The organism is Anabaena sp. CCY 9910, assembly GCF_963920875.1.
GTDB classification, from domain to species: domain Bacteria; phylum Cyanobacteriota; class Cyanobacteriia; order Cyanobacteriales; family Nostocaceae; genus Trichormus; species Trichormus variabilis.
In genome coordinates this window covers 99,590-119,471 of record NZ_CAWUDJ010000019.1, presented here as the reverse complement: position 1 = coordinate 119,471, position 19,882 = coordinate 99,590, and the positions used below count along the sequence as shown (strand labels likewise).

Genomic DNA, 19,882 nt, shown 5'->3' with positions numbered 1-19,882 from the left:
CAATCTGACCCAGCTTGACCTCAGTGACAACCGAATAACCGAGATACCAGAGGCGCTGGCACAATTAATCAATCTGACCCAGCTTGACCTCAGTGACAACCGAATAACCGAGATACCAGAGGCGCTCGAAAGTTTGCCAAAATTGGAAAAACTAGATTTAAGGGGAAATCCGCTTCCTATTTCACCAGAGATTTTAGGATCTGTTTATCAAGTTGGTTCAGTTGAAGAAATTTTCAATTACTTGCGATTACTGCGTAGCGGTGAAGTGCGTCCGCTCAACGAAGCCAAACTCTTGCTCATCGGACAAGGCAGCGTCGGTAAAACATCTCTCATCCAACGACTAATCCACAATAAATACGATAAAAACCAACCTCAAACCGACGGACTCAAGGTAGAAACTTGGAACGTGCAGGTCAATAGCAAAGATATCCGCCTGAATGTTTGGGACTTTGGCGGACAAGAGATTTATCATGCAACTCATCAGTTTTTTCTAACTAAGCGCAGCCTCTATCTCCTCGTTTGCAATTGTCGCACCAGCGAAGAAGAAAACCGCATTGAATATTGGCTGAAACTAATCGAAAGCTTTGGCGGACAGTCCCCCGTGATTATCGTTGGCAATAAAAAAGACGAACAACCCCTCGACATCAACCGCAAGGCATTACGGGAAAAATATCCTAACATCCAAGCGATTATCGAAACCTCCTGCCAAGACAATATCGGCATTGATGAACTTCGCACCGCCATTTTGCAGCAAGTCGCCAACCTCAAAGAAGTCTACGACCTTCTACCCCTGTCATGGTTTGAGGTTAAACAACAACTCGAATCCATGCCTCAAGACTTCATCACCTACAACCGCTACATCGGCATCTGCCACGAAAACAAAATCCCTGAAGAACAAAACCAAGACCAACTCATCGACTTACTGCATCGACTCGGCTTAGTTCTCAACTTCCGCGATCATCCCATCCTCAAAGATACCAACGTCCTTAAACCCAATTGGGTGACAGAAGGCATTTATGCACTTCTGAGCGATGAAAACCTCAAAACTAAGAGCAAAGGCATTTTCACCCCCGCCGATCTCATCCGCATCCTCAATCCAGAACGTTATCCTACCAAGCGCCACGACTATCTGATTGAACTGATGAAAGAATTTGAGCTTGGCTTTGCGCTAGAGTGTTACCCACCACAATTCCTGATTGCGGGACTTCTCCCCAAAGACCAACCAGACGCAACAGAACTAGAAGGCGAAACCCTAGAATTTCAATACCATTACAAAGTTCTCCCCGAAAGTATCATTTCCCGCTTCATCGTCAACACCCACGAAAGAATTCATAACCAAATCTATTGGCGTAGTGGCGTAATGCTGCAATATCAAGAACACAATGAAATTTACAACATTGCTCGCATCAAAGCCGACCCCGAAGACAAAAAAATCTTCATCGCCATTAGCGGCCGCAAAGAAACCCGCCGCTTATTTCTCGCCATTCTCCGCGATGTCTTCCAAAAAATTCACAGAAGTCTCCCCAATCTCGAAATCACCGAATGGGTTCCCGTCCCTGGCTATCCCAACCATCCACCCCTCGACTACCAAGAACTTTTGGGACTCGAATCAATGGGTGAAACCACAATCACCATCGGCAAACTCAAATTAAAACTCGATTTGCGTCAACTTCTAGATGGCTACGAATCACTAGAATCACGCCGAAAATCACAAAAAGACGATCCAGAAAGCGATCTGGTTAGAATCAATATCTACAACAACAACCATCAAGGAGATTTTAAACCCATGACAGAAAATAAAAACAACTTTCAAGGCGCACAAGTAGGTATCGTCAACATCGGTAACGAAGTCAAAGACAAGGCCAGTCAGCAAGTTGGTGACTTAACTCAAACAAGCGGCGCAAATATAAACGAAATTCTGCAACTAATCAGCAATCTACGTCAAACTGTAGCCCAGTTCCCCCCAGCAAGCCGCGACGATATTATTATTGACATTGATGATGTAGAAGTAGAAATTCAAAAGCCAGAACAAGAACGCAGTTTACCCAGACTTAAAAAGCGTCTAGCAGCTTTAATAACTGCTGCTAGTGTAGCTGCTGCCCCGATCGCAAGTGTGACAGATTTTACAAACAATGTTATGGAAATAGGTAGCAAATTAAACATAGAACTAATTAAGCCTAGTCCTTGAAAATCTAACTACAAACTGGCGAATCAGTCACCTGAACTACCGGACTTTCTGGGAAACGTCTCGGTCTTCCTGGCTTGCGTTTATGACGCTGATTAATAGACTTCTCACTGGCAGATGCTAGTTCTTCCGGTGTACATTTGAATATACGTAGAGCATCTACATATTTTTTTGGTGTCATTGTTGGCTCAGTGCGTCCAGCTTCCCAATTACGGACACTGGTTTCACTGATTGCAAGCCTGAAGGCAACTTCTGCACGGCTGAGACCCGCACGCTCTCGCAGGACTTGCATATCCATATTTCATGCTCCCCTTGAAAAATAAGTCTTTTTCTAAATTGATTGACATTACATATCAATCATTTCAATCAAAAATTCATTAACTATTTTCTTTTATAAGGCATAAGCGATCGCTTGAGACTCTAACAAACGACGTAGTTTTTCTTGATTTATGGCTGGGGATTCGGGATTGGGGACTGGGGATTGGGGACTGGGGATTGGGGAAAAGTCCTGTTGTGTCTAGGTTGTATATCTATCCAGATGTCCTAACACTAGTGGGGGTGAGGGTATGAAAGTATAAGGGAAGAATTATTTATATTAGTCTTTTCCCTAAACCCCTACACCCCTACACCCCTACACCCTTAAATCGAGTAGTACAAAGGAAAAGATTTCGCATCCTTAGGTTTTACATATACCTTTTGCTTTGGTTCCAACTGTAGCTCATCGTAGCGATCGCGTGTTAAATGAGCGTTGACAACTTGCCCATCATCTAAGGTTAATTCAACTTTGATTTCCCAGCCCAAATGGATCAATCGAGTTATCGTAGCAGGTGCGGTTGTGCCGTTAGCAGATTTCTCGATCACTACATCTTGTGGGCGTAAAAATACGTTTGGATGTTCTATCTCTAACTGGCTACTTTGGAAAATTCTGGAGCTACTTGGCAAGACATTTACTGGCCCAATGAAACTCATCACAAAGGATGTAGCTGGATTGTCGTAAATTTCTGCGGGTGTTCCTACCTGTTCTACACGCCCTTGATTCATCACTACGACCTCATCGGAAACTTCCATTGCTTCTTCTTGGTCGTGGGTGACAAAAACTGTGGTAACGTGAACTTCATCATGGAGACGGCGTAACCATGCGCGTAAGTCTTTACGGACTTTGGCATCAAGCGCTCCAAAAGGTTCATCTAAAAGTAATACACTAGGTTCCACTGCTAAGGCTCTAGCTAAGGCTACCCTTTGTCTTTGACCACCGGAAAGCTGTGAAGGATAGCGATCGCCAAGCCCACTCAATTGCACTAGTTCTAATAACTGTTCTACCCGCCCTTTGATTTTATTCGCTGGTGCTTTGCGAATTTCTAACCCAAAAGCGATGTTTTGCCGGACTGTCAGATGCTTAAATAAAGCATAGTGTTGAAATACAAACCCGATGTTACGTTCTTGTACACTTTGGTTTGTAGCGTCTTTTCCCGTCAGAATAATTCTGCCATCGTCTGGCTTTTCGAGACCAGCAATTAAGCGGAGCAGAGTAGACTTACCAGATCCCGATGGCCCTAACAGGGCTACCAGTTTCCCGCTTTGGATTTCTAAGTTTACCTGATCAACCGCTCGGAAACTACCGAATTGTTTGGATACGTTTTCAACTACTATGCCCACTGCCGCTACACCTCTGCCAATTTATCTACGGCTAATTGCTAGGTTTACCGTGTTATAGATATATCATACATAAATGCAGTTAAATTCACTGATTAAAAAAAGATTTAATTACCACAACTGCCACAATCCAAGAAATCACACTCAACACCACTGCAATCTGGTAAATGGCAATCATCAGCACTGCTACAGGCGAGGAAGCTACAATCAATAACCTCTGAGCAATTAGAACAATCATCGCCGCTTATATATGCTGAATCCCAGCAATTTGATGACCTTTGCTGAGGGCGTTTTAAGGACTTATCGTCTTCAATTTCTCCATCCGCTTCCTCTGTCGGTGCTGAATCCTCAGTTTGTGACAGCTTTCGTTGCATCTTCGATGCTTGTAAAACTAAATTGGCTTGTTTACAAGCTTGAAACCTAGCCTGGGATTTATCCCAAGCCGCGATTAATCCTTCCTCTGCAATCACGCGCTTGATGTAACCAGAGCAAGATTCACCCCCATACAGTAATCGATGGGCGCAAGCAAAGCCTTTATGGGGGGAAATGTGTTTTTGATATCCAGCGATCGCTACAATACCAATTCTCCTACCAAAGGAATCTAATAGAGAAATTTGCATAGTTAGGGAGTAGGAAGATAGAGAGGAGCAGGGGGATAAGTCCAGTAGGGGGAATAGTTAATGTACAGACTTTGTATACAACTTCTCTTAATACTGGCAACTGACAACGAACAACCGACAACTGACCATTGACTAACAGTATGTTACCCATTCACTAAGCTCTATCTCTAATATCAAATTTGTATCGAAACATTAAGGAATATTGCATTTCTGTCAAAACCTGGAGGTAGAGCGAGAAATCACCCAAAAGACCGTGGTAGGATGCTTTCGGTAAATGTGAAGATTGGGAGAAGACCTTTGACACTACGGGTTGCTGTTGTTGGGTCAGGCCCAGCTGGTTCCTCTGCTGCTGAAACACTAGCCAAAGCTGGGATTGAGACCTACCTGTTTGAGCGCAAATTGGATAACGCCAAACCCTGTGGGGGGGCGATTCCCTTATGTATGGTAAGTGAGTTTGACTTACCACCAGAAATTATTGATCGCCAAGTGCGGAAGATGAAAATGATTTCACCTTCCAATCGTGAAGTTGATATCAATCTGATAAAAGAAGACGAATATATAGGAATGTGCCGCCGTGAAGTCCTAGATGGCTTCTTACGCAATCGCGCGGCAAAATTAGGGGCAAATTTAATTAATGCCACCGTTCATAAAGTTGATATACCTGGAAATAACAGCGACCCATACACCATTCATTATGTTGACCATAATGAAGGCGGCGCACAAGGTGTCACAAAAACTTTAAAAGTAGATTTGATTATTGGTGCAGATGGGGCTAATTCCCGCATTGCCAAAGAAATGGATGCTGGGGATTATAATTATGCGATCGCCTTCCAAGAGCGTATCCGCTTACCCGAAGATAAAATGGCATATTACAACGACCTTGCCGAAATGTATGTAGGCAATGACGTTTCCACAGACTTTTATGCCTGGGTATTCCCCAAATATGACCACGTAGCCGTCGGTACTGGCACAATGCAGGTACACAAAGCCAGCATCAAACAGTTACAGGCTGGTATCCGCGCCCGCGCTAGTGAAAAATTAGCAGGCGGTAAAATCATCAAAGTAGAAGCCCACCCAATCCCCGAACATCCCCGTCCTCGGCGTGTTGTTGGTCGCATAGCCTTAGTTGGAGACGCTGCTGGCTACGTTACCAAGTCCTCTGGTGAAGGGATTTACTTTGCGGCTAAATCTGGGCGGATGTGTGCAGAAACCATTGTAGAAGTTTCTCAAAATGGTAGTCGCATTCCCACAGAAAACGAACTCAAGATTTATCTCAAACGCTGGGATAAAAAATACGGTCTCACTTACAAAGTGCTAGACATCTTGCAAACAGTATTTTACCGCTCCGATGCCACCCGTGAGGCATTTGTAGAGATGTGTGCTGACTTAGATGTACAAAAGCTGACTTTCGACAGCTATCTGTATAAGACAGTCGTCCCCGCTAACCCCATCACCCAGTTAAAAATTACTGCCAAGACAATTGGTAGTCTTATCCGTGGTAACGCTTTAGCACCCTAAATTTCAGATGATCCTCAAGAACCACATCGTCTGTTGAGAATGGGTGTAAGGGGATAGGGGTATAGGGGTGTAAGAGTTTTAAACATTTACGCTCCTATGCTTCTGCGGCCATACACCTTTGACTTTTCCTTTTCATGGGTAAGTCTTAGTTGTAATTAAGACTTAATGACAAATTCAAAATTACGAATTATGGCTGTTGCCAGTAGTGTTAGGACATCAATAGATGATACAACCTAGACACAACAAGACTTGTCTTTTCACCCAGTCCCCAGTCCCCTGCAATAATTGTCAAATGGCACTCCCTGAATACCAATAGGGAGTGCCATTTTGATTACCTAGTCAAGTTTTGTGTTGATTCGTAGCGATGTGAGTGTCATTCTGTAGGATACGTAGCTTGGGGGATTTGGACGCGTATACGCGACTTCTCGAAGAGCATATATCCCGTGATACTACCCTACCTTGCGAACTGCATTTCCCTCAGTGTGACACAGATGTTACGGATTAATGAAATCAAAGACTCAGCGCAATGACTTGAACAAGATTTCACTCAACAACAGATGTGGTAGCGCCCTCGCCGGATTGTGGGACGCTGGGTAGTTCCAGGCAATATCCCGCACCATATACTGTTTTGATATAGCGGGGGTGGCGGGGGTCTGGTTCTAGCTTGGTTCTCAAGTGCCGGATATGCACTCGAATCGTTTCAATGTCATCATCTGGATCGTAACCCCAAACTTCTCTGAGAATTTCGCTTGGAGAAACTGTCTGTCCGTGACGTTGAAGCAAACAGTGGAGGAGTTCAAATTCCAAGTGAGTCAGCTTCACAGTTTGACCGAACCATATAGCCTCAAATCTTTCGGGAACTAAGGTCAAAGGCCCATAGTTCAGAATTTCGCTATGTTTGGCTGCTTGAGGAATGCGATCGGTACGGCGTAATAATGCCCGCACCCGTGCCAGCATCTCCTCCACTTCAAATGGTTTGGTCAGATAATCATCTGCTCCGGCGTTAAAGCCTTCTACCTTGTCTTGAGTTTGGCTGAGAGCAGTCAACATCAAAACAGGAATTTCCGCCGTGCGTTCGTCTCGGCGTAAGCGCTGGCAAACCGTAAAACCATCAACTCTGGGCAACATCAGATCAAGCATAATCAAGTCTGGTTGTAGCTGGAGAGCTAGTGCTTGACCTTTTATGCCATCTTCAGCTTGGCTTACATCGTAGCCAGCCATCTCTAGGTTGACAGCAACAAGTTCTGAAATCGCTGGGTCATCGTCTATTACAAGAATCCTTGGCATTCTTAAAAAATTATTACTACTTATTAAGGATAAATAAGAACCTTTGGTAGATACAAAGATTTCTGTCTTGATTATAAAAAAGATTTTAAATCTAACATAAACCTTAAAACTACTAGGATTAAGAAAACAAAACTAAAATTACATTAAATTCGCAGTATGATATGTTTCCCTCCCTACAATCCGCCTGTATTTCTGAGAAATGGTGTTGTTACAACTGTTTACACTACTTTGTGGGGAAAACGTTATTGGCAAAATACAACTCCCCATTTAGAACCTCAGTATCATAAAACAGTATTAATGGGTGGGCAAAATGTACCTATTTTTTGTTTGATTGCCATACCTGAAAATGCCCACAGTACGATTGTAGGGACTTATGGCATTACAGGCGATCTAGAAAATGAATGGTTTTTGAGATTGCTGGGACGTAAAGCATATGCTCAAGGATTTGCTGTAGTTTTATTTGATTGGCGCGCCCACGGCAAAACAGCCGAATTATCACCAACACTAACTTCTGATGGTTTATTTGAAGGTGAAGATTTTGTCAGAATTGCGGCTGGTGCGGCTGCTATGGGATGTCCTAGTAAATTTTGGTTTACAGGGTTTTCCTTAGGAGGACAACTGGCGTTGTGGGGACTGAAAGCTGCGGCAGACTTAACTAATGGCACTGAGTATTTTGGGCTAAAATATAGTGACATTGGAGGTGGTGCAGTAATTTGCCCAAATTTAGATGCAACGCGATCGCTCAGTTACTTAGTTCGCCATCCTGTAGGTAAGTATTTAGAACAGAGTATCGCCAAAAACCTCAAGAAATTAGCATGGCGAATACATGATCACCATCCAGGTACCCTAGACTTAGAAGCCATTAAACGAGCTAACACCATTTGGGATTTTGACAATGAACTGGTAATTAAGCGCCTTGGTTTCCCATCCGTAGAAACTTATTATGCGGCAAGCAGTCCTTTACAACTGTTACCAGAGATATCAAAACCTAGTCTCATTATTTACGCTGCGGATGACCCGCTATTTCATCCAGAACTTGTTCCCGAATTACAAGCCACTTGTGACAGCAATCCCAAGATAGATTTACTGATGACTCGTTATGGTGGTCACATGGGCTATCTAAGTAGCAAAAAAGGTCAGATACAAGCCCAAGATGCTGATCCTTGGTGGGCGTGGAATCGCGTTTTGCAGTGGTTGGAATACATCAGAAAATTTTGATTGCAGCAGTTCACTTTTGCATCTTTACCTCACTTCCTTGCAAACGGCTGTACATATTTCATTTTATTCACAAAGCCTATAAAAGCAGGCTTTGTGAATAATTCAGTTGACATTAACTACACACTAGAGAAAACCTTGATAACCATCTCTTGTTTTCTCAACTGGCGAATTAATTATGGATAGAATAGAGATTACTTAAAGTTATAATCAGGCTGGCTTCAACTATTCAGGTTTACTGTCTAGACTGATGCTGGCTTTTTTTTGAGGACTCTAGCCAAGGAACCAACTGCTAACAAACCGAAAATTACCCCAGGTTCGGGGATAACACTTGCTGTCAATTGACCACCATTATCTAATCGACAGTTGGGAAATGTGCCGCAGACTTCTGGAGAGAGATCATCTTTCAAAAATATAGTGGTAGGTAATCCCAGCGCAGACAAATCAGCTCCCTGATAAGTATAGAAAGACAATCCTGCTAACGTTGTGTTAAAGTCAATACCCAAATCAAAGCCGTTGGGTGTATTAAAGCTATCAGTTTGTAGGATAGTCCCTGTAACTGTATCAAAGTTGAAATTAAAAGTACTGCTAGGATTCGGGAAACTGTACTTGAAACTTTGCAACAAAGTTCCTTGGGGGTCGAAGAAGGAAATATCGAAACGACTTAGTTGATCGCGGGTAATAACACTTCCTTGGAAAATATTGTCGTAGTCGAAACGTCCTTGAGCTGAATAACCTTGACTTCCTGTCCAATCAAGTCTGTAGGAAGCAGCATCGGCACTGGAGACATTGGCTAAAGTAGCCATTGAAGTAACAGCAGCAACAGCTAAAGTAGCTTGGATTTGGTTACGTATGCTTTTCATTTTTTAAGATTAGAAATGAGTTCTGATGTTGTTGCAACGATCGCTAACTCGCAATTATCCGTTACAAAAGCTGAGATAATTTTAGCGATATTCAAGCCATATCAAATGCTTTTATGTCGCTCAATAAGCACATAAAAAGCTTTAATTCGCCTATACTAATAGGCTTTGTTGATAATAGCTAGATTCACTAGCCCCTGGGAATTAATAACAAAATTGGCGTTGTTAGACATTCATAATGTCTAAAACCACTAGGGGGAATTTTATCATTAGATTGAATTTAGTTTTAATAGTTTAGGTTTTATTTTCTCAATAAAATACAAAAAATATATATTCGTCAAAAAATCATTGAATTTTCTTTTGATTAAATTAATCTTTAACTGGTCTTAACCTAATATTGCATCTTACTTACGTATCACTTAATTGTTCTGATTGCTGGTGTAATGGGTGAGTTTACTCTTATCTTAACTGCACCATTTCACTAATGGTGATTAAGCAAAATAATGAACGTATATGTTTCTTTGCAAGCTCATTCATGTATGTTCTGCTATGTATAAATCCGTCATTTTTTGCTTAAAATATATTATTTATCTCAATTTTGTAGAAAAAATAAACTGTGTAAATTCTATTAACTAGTTTTGTTTTAAATAAATCATTACCAGAACTTAATCAAGCACAAGTAATTTTTACTAGGCATTTTGATTAACCAAAAATTTTCTCATGGCATTCTCCAGACGTAAATTTTTCACAATAGCAGGTGCAACTGCTGCCGGAACATTAGCTGCTTCTCCTTTAGAAGGTCTTTTGGCTAGAGCCGCTTTCGGTCAGACAACGCCTACAACTACAGGATATGGTCCACTTTTCCCCGGTTCCGACGGGCTTTTAGCAGTACCAAACGGATTTCAGTATCGGGTTATATCTCGTAGAGGCGATCGCATGATCGATGGTAATACGGTACCTGGCAATCATGATGGTATGGCAGCTTTCCCAGGGCCCAGAGGCACAACAATATTGGTTTGTAACCACGAATTGAGCAACAATTCTGGAACACAAGTAATCGTACCCCAAGGCTACGGCTACGATTCTGCTAGTAGAGGTGGTACTACCAACTTGGTTATCGGTGCTAATCGCCAGCTAATTAAACAGTTTGCTACTCTTGGTGGAACTATTCGTAACTGTGCAGGTGGTCCAACTCCTTGGGGTTCATGGATTACTTGTGAAGAAAATGTCAGCACACCTACTAGCACTGATGGGTCTACAAAGTTCCACGGTTATAACTTTGAAGTTCCAGCTAGTGCAACTGGTCCTGTACAGGCAGTTCCTCTCAAGGCAATGGGACGGTTTAATCACGAAGCTATAGCTGTAGATCCTGCAACTGGAATTGTTTACCAGACCGAAGATAGCGGAAGTAGTCTATTCTACCGTTTCATCCCCAATGTACCCGGCCAATTAGCACTAGGTGGTAAACTCCAAGCACTGAGAATAGGCGGCACTCCTGGTAGCATTAATAGTGTTAACACTGCTACTGGTTTCAATACAGGACAAACATGGACAAACATAGACTGGGTAGACATTCCTGAACCCGACCCAACTACAGATAATGTCCGCGTACAAGGTCGTGAGTTAGGAGCAGCTAGATTTGCCCGTGGGGAAGGTATTTGGTACGGTAATGGTGAATTGTACTTCTGTTGTACCAGTGGTGGGCCTGGAGGTCTTGGTCAAGTTTTCCGTTATGTTCCTGCTACTAATACGCTTCAACTGTTTGTACAGTCTCCAGGTGCATCTGATCTTCGTGCGCCCGACAACATTTGTATTGCACCTTTTGGCGATCTTATTCTCTGTGAAGATGGCGCCGCTCCCAATTACGTGAGAGGTGTAACTCCTGAAGGAAAACTATATAATTTGGTACGTAACAACTTTGAGGGTGGTAGTAGTGAGTTTGCTGGAGCTTGCTTCTCTCCTGATGGTCAGACTCTGTTTGTCAATATGCAGGGCCCTGGTATTACCTTCGCAATTTGGGGTCCTTGGAATTCACGAGTTTAGTAAACATAGCAACAATTTACTGATCTGATATCTCTAGTTGAGAAAAGCGATCGCTGGCAATAAAAAATGAGGCGATCGCCTTCATCATGACTTCTTGACTGGTGGTAACATATCCAAAACCGCAATCTGCAAATCGGGAAACTCTAAGGGTGCGATCGTTGCATCTTCTGCCAAAACTACTTTGCTTTCGTAGCCTTGTGGAGTCGGTTGCCGAAAAACTTGCAATTGGCGATTAATTACATCTAACACCCAATAATCAGTAATTCCTGCTTGGGAATAAGCCTGAGATTTAGTTACACAATCTAGTTTCAGACTGCTATCAGCTACTTCAATAATCAGGTAAACTTCAGATGGTGTAGGGTGGTGGTCTGCGTAGTCTAAAGGATCTATTTTGACAACAGCAATATCGGGTTCTGGTTCAGAGCGATCGTTTAACTTGATTGGATCTTGAATAGATACCCATGCACGTTCTCCTAAAATATTTTTGAGTAAGTAATCTGTTCTTCCTACTGCCGATCGATGAGCTGTTCCTTTAGCAATCATCCAAATAATCTTTCCTTCTAGAAGTTCCACCCGTTCATCTGCACCAAAAATACCAGCTTCAGCCATCCGGTGGTATTCTTCAACTGTCCACAGACGAAGTTGTAATGTCGTTTCTGTGTTTTGCATGGCTAGTTGCCTATAAATACTAAATATTTAGCTTGATATCAAAAAATAAACTTAAGGCTGATTGTTTAAGCTAGATTTACTGATTCAAATATTTGCGATACTTTGAGATTTAGTTGGTTAAATTGTGGAGATACAACTAAATCATCACCAGAAAAGTTACCTATCTCCGTGTATGTCTTACCAGTTAGTTCTAAGACTAATAAAGTTTTAGTTTCGGGGTCAATAATCCAATATTCAGGAATACCACAATCTTGATACTGCGATCGCTTGGCAATGAAATCTCTATCTCGTTGCAATTCTCCAGGGCTAACCACTTCAATTACTAATAGCGGAGGTAGCATTGATAGACGAATAGTATTGCGCTTGGCTAACTGCTGAATATGCTCTTCTCGAATAATGGTTAGGTCAGGATAACGGTTTCTGGGTTCTCCTCTTACTTCCAGTTCTAAACCATGTCCGCGAACTCGATCAATTCCTACAAGCAAGGCAAAAATGAGGAAAAGGCGATTTGCAATTTGAACATTAGTTCCCGATTCTGGAGGCATTTCGATTAATTCTCCATTAAACAACTCATAGAGTTTATCCGTGCCATCATCATAAGATAGGTACTCGTCAAAGCTTTGAAAGCGATGTTTTACTTGTAGCATCAGGGTTTCTCCATGATGAGTCTCAATGCAAGTTTAACTTAATTCGTAATTTGTCATTATGGCTTATTGCTAGGACTTACGCAGTGATACGAAGAATCAAGGGTTTGGGCGAGGGTATAGGGGTATAGGGGTGTAGGTGTTCAAAACCCTTACACCCCTATACCCTCATACCCTTACACCCCTTCTGAGCAAATAATCTCTGTGCGTAAGTCCTGATTGCTAAACTCTTGATTTGCTAACCGTTAGCTTTCTAAAATTTGAATCTCCTCTAGCTGATTAATCACTACATCTGCACCTTGGACATTCTCTGGTTTATTCACCCAAGTAATACCAATACAACCTGCGGCTTGAGCGTTACGAGCCATTTGCATATCACCTACAGCGTCACCTATCATTAATGTGGCTTCTGGTTCTACTCCTAAAGCTTGGCAAGCTTGTAGAAATAATATGGGGTCTGGCTTACTAGGGCCGTCATCTACGCCTATTTGGGCTTGGATATAACTACTTAAGTTATGTTGTGCGACAAAGTTTTTTACTTCTGATGTTGTTGCTGCTGAAACAATGCCAAGTTTTAGTCCGGCTTGAGAGAGAGATTGCAATACTTCCAATGCACCAGTGAAAAGAGGTGCAGGAGTTACACCAATATATTTTTCGGCATCATCTAAGGCTTGACGCGCTATTTTTAATGACTCAAACCATCCTTTCCCAGTTTCGGCAATATAGGCGGCTGTGGCTATTTCTGTTTCGCGGCGACTGGCTACCGACATTAAGCCGGCTGGGTCGAGTGTATCGCCGTTAATACCAAAGGCCATTAATAAAGGTTCGCCAATTCCTGGTACTTGGGCATCTATAATTCTCGCTGCTTTTTGTCCAAGCGATCGCAAATAGACTTCTGAATTTTCTAAAGTACCGTTTTTATCAAATAAAATCGCTTGAATATTAGTAAATGCGATATCTCTACATTTAATAGTAGTCACAAAATTAAGCCCCATAAAAAGTCAAAATAAAAAAGAGGGAAAATCCCTCTTTTAAAAATTTATTGATGTTGTTAATGAAACTACAACTGTATTAGTCTTCAATAGCTGCTGGGATTTCCTCAACTGCTGAAATTTCTTCTTCAGCTACAGCATCTTCAGTTGCAGAGGGAATTTCTTCCTCAATCAAATCTTCTGCACCTTCTGCGGGTAGGGCGATACCTTGTTGTTTAGCCAGCAGTTGTTCTCTATACTTAGCTGCCATTTCTTCGGCTTTATCATAAACCAAATCACGGTTTTTAATCATGTCACCGGGTTCTGGTTCCAGCTGTTTAGTAGAGAGAGATATTCTGCCTCTTTCTGCATCCAAGTCAATGATCATCACTTTCACTTCATCATTGACGTTAAATACACTGTGAGGTGTATCGATATGCTCGTGAGAAATTTCCGAGATGTGCAGCAAGCCGCTAACACCACCGATGTCGATGAATGCACCGTAGGGTTTGATACCACGTACTGTACCGATGACGACTTCGCCCACTTCTAGGCGGTTCATCTTGCGCTCAACTAACGCGCGACGGTGAGAGAGAACTAAGCGGTTACGTTCTTCGTCTACTTCTAGGAATTTTAAAGGCAGTTCTTCACCTACTAATTCTTCTTTGGGTTTGCGGGTGCTGATGTGAGAACCAGGAATAAAGCCCCGTAGTCCTTCAATTCTGACCAACGCCCCCCCACGATTGGTGGCAAATACACCAGAGCGCACTGTAGCATCTTCTGCTTGTAACTGGCGCACTCGCTCCCAAGCACGCATATATTCAATTCTGCGGATGGAAAGGGTTAGTTGTCCATCTTCGTTTTCATCGGTGAGGATGAAAAATTCTCTTGTTTCGTTTGATTGTAAAACTTCTTCCGGGGCATCGACCCGGTTTATAGACATTTCTTGTATAGGTATATAAGCTGCTGTTTTAGCACCTATGTCAATCAGAGCGCCGCGCGGTTCTATACTAAAAACTGTACCTGGTACGACATCTCCTGGGCTAAAGTGATAGTCGTATTTGTCAAGTAGGGCAGCGAAATCTTCGTGAGTGAATCCAATTTCTGTAGCGGTTAAATTCTGATTGACCATGCTGTTGTGTTCCTGGTTCTAGTCTCCGTAATGGTTATGCCATAATAGCCATGTGTATGCAACTGCCTGAGTTGGTAGTGTACACCTATATCTCTGTCTAATCCTAGCGCAGAAAAGCTAGTGTTCACACATATTAACTTCCAGAAAAAAGATTATATCACAAATAAATATGGAATAGTTGTTAAGTAATTAACCATATAAATGAATTTTTCTTGTTTTCTATGGCTTAGAGATAGGGATGTATTTATCGAAAATATCCGTTGCTTTTCTTGAGAAAAACAACGGATATTTTCTTTATTTGACTGAGAAAGTGGGCATTAGCTGCCTTATTTCTCTTCTTTTTTCTCAATGCGGGGTGGTTCGCGGAATGCGATCGCAAAAAAGAGAACGCCTATTGCTAGGGTCAAAATTAGAATGTAAGCAACGCTTTCCATATTAAAAACTCCTGCTTAGGTATTGGGTATTGGGTACTGGGTACTAGGTACTCGGTATATTTCCCAGTCCCCAGTCCCCAGTCCCTAAAATTAAGCTTCCTTCCGGACGCGGGTTGATTTGTCACCCACTTTCTGGAATAGACCCCACTCTACTTGTTCTTCTAGATCGGCTTCCACACCGGCGAATACGTCTCGGTATATTGTCCGAGCGCCGTGCCAGAGGTGGCCAAAGAAGAATAACAAAGCAAATACAGCGTGACCAAAGGTAAACCAACCTCTGGGGGATGTACGGAATACACCGTCAGAGTTTAAGGTTTCGCGGTCGAATTCAAATATTTCTCCGCCTTGAGCTTTACGGGCATATTTCTTCACATCGGCGGGATCAGTAAAGGTTTTACCGTCCAAATCGCCACCGTAGAAGCTAACTGTTACGCCTGATTGTTCAAAGCTATACTTGGATTCTGCTCGACGGAAGGGGATGTCAGCGCGGACAACACCATCAGCATCTGTCAAGATTACTGGGAAGGTTTCAAAGAAGTTGGGCAGACGACGTACTGTCAATTCCCGGCCTTCAGCATCTTTGAATACTCCGTGACCTTGCCAAGATTGGGCAATACCATCACCCTTAACCATTGGCCCTGTCCGGAACAAACCACCTTTAGCGGGGCTGTTACCGACGTAATCATAGAAAGCTAGTTTTTCGGGAATCTGTGACCAAGCTTCGGAAAGGCTTGCACCTTGAGCTACGCTTGATTGCACACGGCGCTCAATTTCTTGATGGAAGTAGCCTTGATCCCATTGATAGCGTGTGGGTCCAAACAGTTCGATGGGTGTAGTAGCGTTGCCGTACCACATGGTTCCTGCAACTACGAAAGCTGCGAAGAATACTGCGGCAATACTGCTGGAGAGTACGGTTTCAATGTTACCCATCCGTAAAGCTTTGTAAAGCCTTTCAGGGGGTCTGACAGTGAGGTGGAATAAACCTGCAATGATACCGACAATCCCAGCCGCAATGTGGTGAGCCACTACGCCACCAGGGTTAAATGGGTTAAATCCATCTGGACCCCATTCGGGCGCTACTGGCTGGACGCTGCCAGTGATTCCATAGGGGTCAGAAATCCACATTCCAGGGCCGAATAAGCCTGTGAGGTGGAAAGCACCAAAGCCGAAACAGAGTAAACCGGATAAGAACAGGTGAATGCCAAACATTTTTGGCAAATCTAGCGCAGGTTCACCGGTACGAGGATCTCTAAAGAGTTCCAAATCCCAGTAAACCCAGTGCCAAACGGCAGCTAGGAATAATAAACCAGAAAGCACGATGTGGGCTGCGGCAACCCCTTCAAATGACCAGAAGCCAGGGTCAGTTGCTGTACCACCAGTAACGCTCCAACCGCCCCAAGATTGGGTAACTCCTAACCGTGCCATGAAGGGTAGCACGAACATCCCTTGCCGCCACATCGGGTTGAGAACCGGATCGCTGGGGTCATAAATAGCTAGTTCGTATAGTGCCATCGAACCAGCCCAACCTGCCACCAGGGCTGTGTGCATCAAGTGTACAGAAATCAGTCGCCCTGGGTCATTCAGAACTACTGTATGTACTCGGTACCAGGGTAGTCCCATCGACTACGCTCCTCCTCGATGAGTTATGTTTACAAAACAATTTTCTTTAGTTAAGGTTCCAAGGTTGGAAGCCTCACCTCGGACTTCTCTGAAATTTTTTTTATTGCCAGAGTCTGATCCTTTACCACACCTGAATTTTATTAAGTTCAGAGAGTGGATTATTTGGCGATTTTCAACCGTTTTGGGATTGTGTCCCTAGAGGGTGGCGATCGCCAAGTAAAAATGAGAATGTTTTAAAAAGTGTAACTATTGATGGAACCGTTTGCAAGCGTGTCCATTGATGCGTTAGCAGAGTTCACCGTGGGTATCGCTTCCCTACTAGGCTTTATCTTCCCACAAATCGCCGTTACAAGTTATGCTAAGTATGTTTATAAATCTTTACAAAGAGAGAATAGTCCTAAGCCTTGAGTAATAATTTCAGTCCCTAATCCCTCTTTGCATCTACTAGACGACTGATTGAATATTTTGCAACTGGCACTTTGCCTCACCTGTACCCAGGCGTTCAATTACTTGTTCGGCAGTCATTAGCCGTTTGAGAACTACTTGCCCGATGGTTTGGTTAACTAAGACAGATGTGGTTGGCTTGACTTCTACGGTGATTACGGCTTCTTCAATGCGATAAAGCCACATTAATTCGTTGTTTTCTACCAAACAAATATTTAATCGCTGAATTTCTGGTGATCTGCGCCATGCAGTGATCTGCCACAATCCATCAGATCCCCAAACTCTGCCAATAGTCCATCCTTCGGAAAGAAAGAAATATTTCACTGTTTTATTCTCACTTTTGCAACTTTTAATCTGCTGTTGATAATTTTGCAATCATCACAAGTGGATGACGTATAAACATAGAATTCAATTAGTCAAAACGATTCGACTAATTGCTGATAACACTTGTATTTAGATAAACCTGACTCTGGAAGAGAAACTGTAATATCACACAATGCCCAACCGGTAATTTCTCTTTGAGTTAGGATTCGGTAGTAGTTATTGGCGTGTTTGGCAATTAAGTGACAATAGGCAAATCGTTGATTCAATATACCGTAATCACTCAAATTGTTTCACAAAATACCTTCCCTGACAGGCTATGAAGCTATAACAATTTTACTCAATAATAAAAAACTTGAATAGATAAAAATTGTTTCGTAGTTACTGAATATGAATTAGCTCAATTAAATTTAAATAAAATTAAATAATATATATTAGGACTTACACATCTATGATTGTCCGTTGAGACTGGGTGTGAGGGTGTAGGGGTTTTAAATTTCTCCAAAGCGATCGCGTAGTTGATTTTTGAGAAATAAGGTATAAAAGATAATTTATATAGTATAATTGCTGACCGCTAATTGCAAAAATTTGGGACACTATGAACTGGTTTGCTTTGTCTGGGAGACAGTGGGGACGGATGACAAAATTCTTCTCTTTATTCTGTCTCTGTTTAGTTTTGGTTATCAGTTGCACTCCTCGCCAACAAACAACTACACCAACATCAAGTGCTACTAATAGTCCCTCAGGGGATGGTCGAATTACAGTGGGGACGACACTCAAACCACGAACCTTAGATCCGGCTGATGCGTATGAATTAGCCTCTTTGGGTTTAGTGTTTAATATGAGCGATCGCCTCTATACTTATGAACCAGGTAGTACAGTAATTCAGCCACAATTGGCTACAGCACTACCAAAAGTTAGCCAGGATGGTTTGACTTATACCATACCCTTACGTCAGGGAGTGCTTTTTCACGATGGTACTGCTTTCAATGCTAAAGCAATGGAATTTAGTATCCAGCGCTTTATTGAAAATAAAGGCAAACCCTCGTTCTTACTAGCTGATACCATAGCTTCAGTGAAAGCTACAGGCGATTATGAGCTAACAATTCAACTAAAAAAACCCTTTGCAGCTTTTCCCTCACTGTTAGCATTTTCTGGAGTTTGTGCAGTTTCACCCACAGCTTATGAACTAGGTGCAGGAAAGTTTAAACCAGATACTTTTGTAGGGACTGGCCCTTACAAATTGGCGCAATATGGTACAGATTCACTACGCTTTGATGTATTTGATAAATATTGGGGAGAAAAACCCAAAAATCAAGGCATTAATGTACAGATTCAAACTAGTCCGGTAAATCTATTTAATGCTTTCCGTACTGGTGCGGTAGATGTAGCTTATCAGTCTCTACAACCAGACCAAATTAAAAGCTTAGAAGCAGGTGCTAAAAAAGGAGATTGGCAAGGGATAACATCTCAAGGCAGTGTTGTTACTTTTATGGCTTTGAATCGCAATCAAGAGCCTTTAGATAAACTAGAAGTCAGACAAGCAGTAGCGACAATTATTGACCGTCAACTTTTAAATCAAAGAGCTTTATTTGGTCAAGCTGAACCACTTTATAGCTTAATTCCTACCACTTTTGATGTGTCCCAACCAATCTTTAAAGAAAAGTATGGTGATGCAAACTTTGATAAAGCTAAACAGTTGCTAACTGCGGCGGGGTTTTCTCCTGAAAATCCAGCAAAAGTACAGATTTGGTATCCCGCTAGTTCCGCCACTCGCAGTTTGGCAGCCCAGACCTTAAAAGCGATCGCCGAGCAAAACCTTGGTGGTATACTTCAGTTTGAAGTTAGTACCGTTGAAGGTGCTACCTTTTATAAGGACATCTCAAAGGGTGTATATCCAGCAGCTTTAGTTGATTGGTATCCCGACTTTTTAGACCCAGATAATTATGTACAGCCATTCTTAGCTTGTCAGAAAGGGTCAGTTGCTAAAGGATGTGAAGAGGGCGGTAGCCAAACTCAAGGTTCTTTTTACTATAACCAAGCTGTCAACAAATTAATCGACCAGCAACGTCAAGAGCAAAATCCCGCAACCCGTCAGAAACTATTTACAGAAATTCAAACTCAATTATCAACTGATATTCCTTACATTCCTTTATGGCAAAGCAAAGACTATGTGTTTGCTCAAAAAGGTGTCAGCAGTGTACAACTTGACCCATCGCAAATTCTCGTTTATAAGTCGATAGTCAAAGGTCAATAGTTCATAGTC

General features: G+C 42.4%; 18 protein-coding genes. 6 read left to right on the top strand and 12 right to left on the bottom strand.

What is annotated here, in order from left to right; translation table 11 throughout:
• On the top strand, positions 1-2,188 hold a 2,188-nt coding region (locus ACM5QX_RS15940), incomplete at its 5' end, for a COR domain-containing protein (RefSeq protein ID WP_414754404.1).
• Positions 2,189-2,192: 4 nt separating this feature from the next.
• Here the strand turns inward: ACM5QX_RS15940 and ACM5QX_RS15935 are convergent.
• From ACM5QX_RS15935 to yidD, 3 genes are all read right to left on the bottom strand, one after another.
• The gene (locus ACM5QX_RS15935) at positions 2,193-2,483 is read right to left on the bottom strand and encodes a helix-turn-helix domain-containing protein (RefSeq protein ID WP_190567802.1); all 291 of its coding nucleotides are present in this window, start codon (positions 2,481-2,483) and stop codon (positions 2,193-2,195) included.
• Positions 2,484-2,824: 341 nt separating this feature from the next.
• Complete coding sequence (locus tag ACM5QX_RS15930) at positions 2,825-3,841, bottom strand: sulfate/molybdate ABC transporter ATP-binding protein (protein ID WP_414754403.1); 1,017 nt, start codon at positions 3,839-3,841, stop codon at positions 2,825-2,827.
• A 104-nt stretch (positions 3,842-3,945) separates the two neighbouring features.
• Positions 3,946-4,458 (bottom strand): membrane protein insertion efficiency factor YidD, encoded by a 513-nt coding sequence (gene yidD / locus ACM5QX_RS15925; protein ID WP_414754402.1) that lies wholly within the window; start codon positions 4,456-4,458, stop codon positions 3,946-3,948.
• A gap of 297 nt (positions 4,459-4,755) precedes the next feature.
• Here yidD and chlP point away from each other — a divergent pair, with 297 nt between their 5' ends.
• Complete coding sequence (gene chlP, locus ACM5QX_RS15920; RefSeq protein WP_041456674.1) at positions 4,756-5,976, top strand: geranylgeranyl reductase; 1,221 nt, start codon at positions 4,756-4,758, stop codon at positions 5,974-5,976.
• Between the two features lie 543 nt (positions 5,977-6,519).
• Here the strand turns inward: chlP and ACM5QX_RS15915 are convergent.
• The gene (locus ACM5QX_RS15915; protein WP_010994306.1) at positions 6,520-7,263 is read right to left on the bottom strand and encodes a response regulator transcription factor; all 744 of its coding nucleotides are present in this window, start codon (positions 7,261-7,263) and stop codon (positions 6,520-6,522) included.
• Between the two features lie 156 nt (positions 7,264-7,419).
• On the opposite strand from ACM5QX_RS15915, the gene ACM5QX_RS15910 reads away from it, so the two are divergent.
• A complete protein-coding gene (locus tag ACM5QX_RS15910) occupies positions 7,420-8,481 on the top strand; it encodes a YheT family hydrolase (RefSeq protein ID WP_414754401.1) in 1,062 nt (353 codons plus the stop codon).
• Between the two features lie 239 nt (positions 8,482-8,720).
• Here ACM5QX_RS15910 and ACM5QX_RS15905 read toward each other — a convergent pair whose 3' ends face one another.
• Positions 8,721-9,341, bottom strand: coding sequence for a PEP-CTERM sorting domain-containing protein (locus ACM5QX_RS15905; RefSeq protein ID WP_414754400.1), 621 nt, complete (start codon positions 9,339-9,341; stop codon positions 8,721-8,723).
• Positions 9,342-10,058: 717 nt separating this feature from the next.
• Here ACM5QX_RS15905 and ACM5QX_RS15900 point away from each other — a divergent pair.
• The gene (locus ACM5QX_RS15900) at positions 10,059-11,381 is read left to right on the top strand and encodes an alkaline phosphatase PhoX (protein WP_414754399.1); all 1,323 of its coding nucleotides are present in this window, start codon (positions 10,059-10,061) and stop codon (positions 11,379-11,381) included.
• A gap of 84 nt (positions 11,382-11,465) precedes the next feature.
• Here ACM5QX_RS15900 and ACM5QX_RS15895 read toward each other — a convergent pair whose 3' ends face one another.
• From ACM5QX_RS15895 to psbB, 6 genes are all read right to left on the bottom strand, one after another.
• Positions 11,466-12,050, bottom strand: coding sequence for a Uma2 family endonuclease (locus ACM5QX_RS15895; protein WP_414754397.1), 585 nt, complete (start codon positions 12,048-12,050; stop codon positions 11,466-11,468).
• 65 nt (positions 12,051-12,115) lie between these two features.
• The gene (locus tag ACM5QX_RS15890) at positions 12,116-12,697 is read right to left on the bottom strand and encodes a Uma2 family endonuclease (protein WP_414754396.1); all 582 of its coding nucleotides are present in this window, start codon (positions 12,695-12,697) and stop codon (positions 12,116-12,118) included.
• A 242-nt stretch (positions 12,698-12,939) separates the two neighbouring features.
• The gene (locus tag ACM5QX_RS15885) at positions 12,940-13,674 is read right to left on the bottom strand and encodes an HAD family hydrolase (protein ID WP_414754395.1); all 735 of its coding nucleotides are present in this window, start codon (positions 13,672-13,674) and stop codon (positions 12,940-12,942) included.
• Positions 13,675-13,765: 91 nt separating this feature from the next.
• Positions 13,766-14,797, bottom strand: coding sequence for a 30S ribosomal protein S1 (locus ACM5QX_RS15880; protein WP_011318324.1), 1,032 nt, complete (start codon positions 14,795-14,797; stop codon positions 13,766-13,768).
• Between the two features lie 326 nt (positions 14,798-15,123).
• The gene (locus ACM5QX_RS15875) at positions 15,124-15,231 is read right to left on the bottom strand and encodes a photosystem II reaction center protein T (protein WP_010994314.1); all 108 of its coding nucleotides are present in this window, start codon (positions 15,229-15,231) and stop codon (positions 15,124-15,126) included.
• Between the two features lie 90 nt (positions 15,232-15,321).
• The gene (gene psbB, locus ACM5QX_RS15870; RefSeq protein WP_414754394.1) at positions 15,322-16,851 is read right to left on the bottom strand and encodes a photosystem II chlorophyll-binding protein CP47; all 1,530 of its coding nucleotides are present in this window, start codon (positions 16,849-16,851) and stop codon (positions 15,322-15,324) included.
• A gap of 252 nt (positions 16,852-17,103) precedes the next feature.
• Here psbB and ACM5QX_RS15865 point away from each other — a divergent pair, with 252 nt between their 5' ends.
• Entirely contained in the window at positions 17,104-17,259 is a 156-nt protein-coding gene (locus tag ACM5QX_RS15865; RefSeq protein WP_414754393.1) for a hypothetical protein, read from the top strand.
• A 36-nt stretch (positions 17,260-17,295) separates the two neighbouring features.
• Here the strand turns inward: ACM5QX_RS15865 and ACM5QX_RS15860 are convergent, their stop codons facing one another.
• Positions 17,296-17,619 (bottom strand): hypothetical protein, encoded by a 324-nt coding sequence (locus ACM5QX_RS15860; RefSeq protein WP_011318325.1) that lies wholly within the window; start codon positions 17,617-17,619, stop codon positions 17,296-17,298.
• 595 nt (positions 17,620-18,214) lie between these two features.
• Here ACM5QX_RS15860 and ACM5QX_RS15855 point away from each other — a divergent pair.
• A complete protein-coding gene (locus tag ACM5QX_RS15855; RefSeq protein ID WP_414754392.1) occupies positions 18,215-19,873 on the top strand; it encodes an ABC transporter substrate-binding protein in 1,659 nt (552 codons plus the stop codon).
• Positions 19,874-19,882 lie beyond the last annotated feature (9 nt).

Coding starts and splice junctions, on each gene's coding strand:
- ACM5QX_RS15890 (WP_414754396.1), bottom strand. CDS start 12,697: ATGCTACAAGTAAAACATCGCTTTCAAAGCTTTGACGAGTACCTATCT.
- ACM5QX_RS15865 (WP_414754393.1), top strand. CDS start 17,104: ATGGAACCGTTTGCAAGCGTGTCCATTGATGCGTTAGCAGAGTTCACC.
- yidD (WP_414754402.1), bottom strand. CDS start 4,458: ATGCAAATTTCTCTATTAGATTCCTTTGGTAGGAGAATTGGTATTGTA.
- ACM5QX_RS15905 (WP_414754400.1), bottom strand. CDS start 9,341: ATGAAAAGCATACGTAACCAAATCCAAGCTACTTTAGCTGTTGCTGCT.
- ACM5QX_RS15880 (WP_011318324.1), bottom strand. CDS start 14,797: ATGGTCAATCAGAATTTAACCGCTACAGAAATTGGATTCACTCACGAA.
- ACM5QX_RS15875 (WP_010994314.1), bottom strand. CDS start 15,231: ATGGAAAGCGTTGCTTACATTCTAATTTTGACCCTAGCAATAGGCGTT.
- ACM5QX_RS15915 (WP_010994306.1), bottom strand. CDS start 7,263: ATGCCAAGGATTCTTGTAATAGACGATGACCCAGCGATTTCAGAACTT.
- ACM5QX_RS15935 (WP_190567802.1), bottom strand. CDS start 2,483: ATGGATATGCAAGTCCTGCGAGAGCGTGCGGGTCTCAGCCGTGCAGAA.
- ACM5QX_RS15900 (WP_414754399.1), top strand. CDS start 10,059: ATGGCATTCTCCAGACGTAAATTTTTCACAATAGCAGGTGCAACTGCT.
- ACM5QX_RS15895 (WP_414754397.1), bottom strand. CDS start 12,050: ATGCAAAACACAGAAACGACATTACAACTTCGTCTGTGGACAGTTGAA.
- psbB (WP_414754394.1), bottom strand. CDS start 16,851: ATGGGACTACCCTGGTACCGAGTACATACAGTAGTTCTGAATGACCCA.
- ACM5QX_RS15910 (WP_414754401.1), top strand. CDS start 7,420: ATGATATGTTTCCCTCCCTACAATCCGCCTGTATTTCTGAGAAATGGT.
- ACM5QX_RS15855 (WP_414754392.1), top strand. CDS start 18,215: ATGAACTGGTTTGCTTTGTCTGGGAGACAGTGGGGACGGATGACAAAA.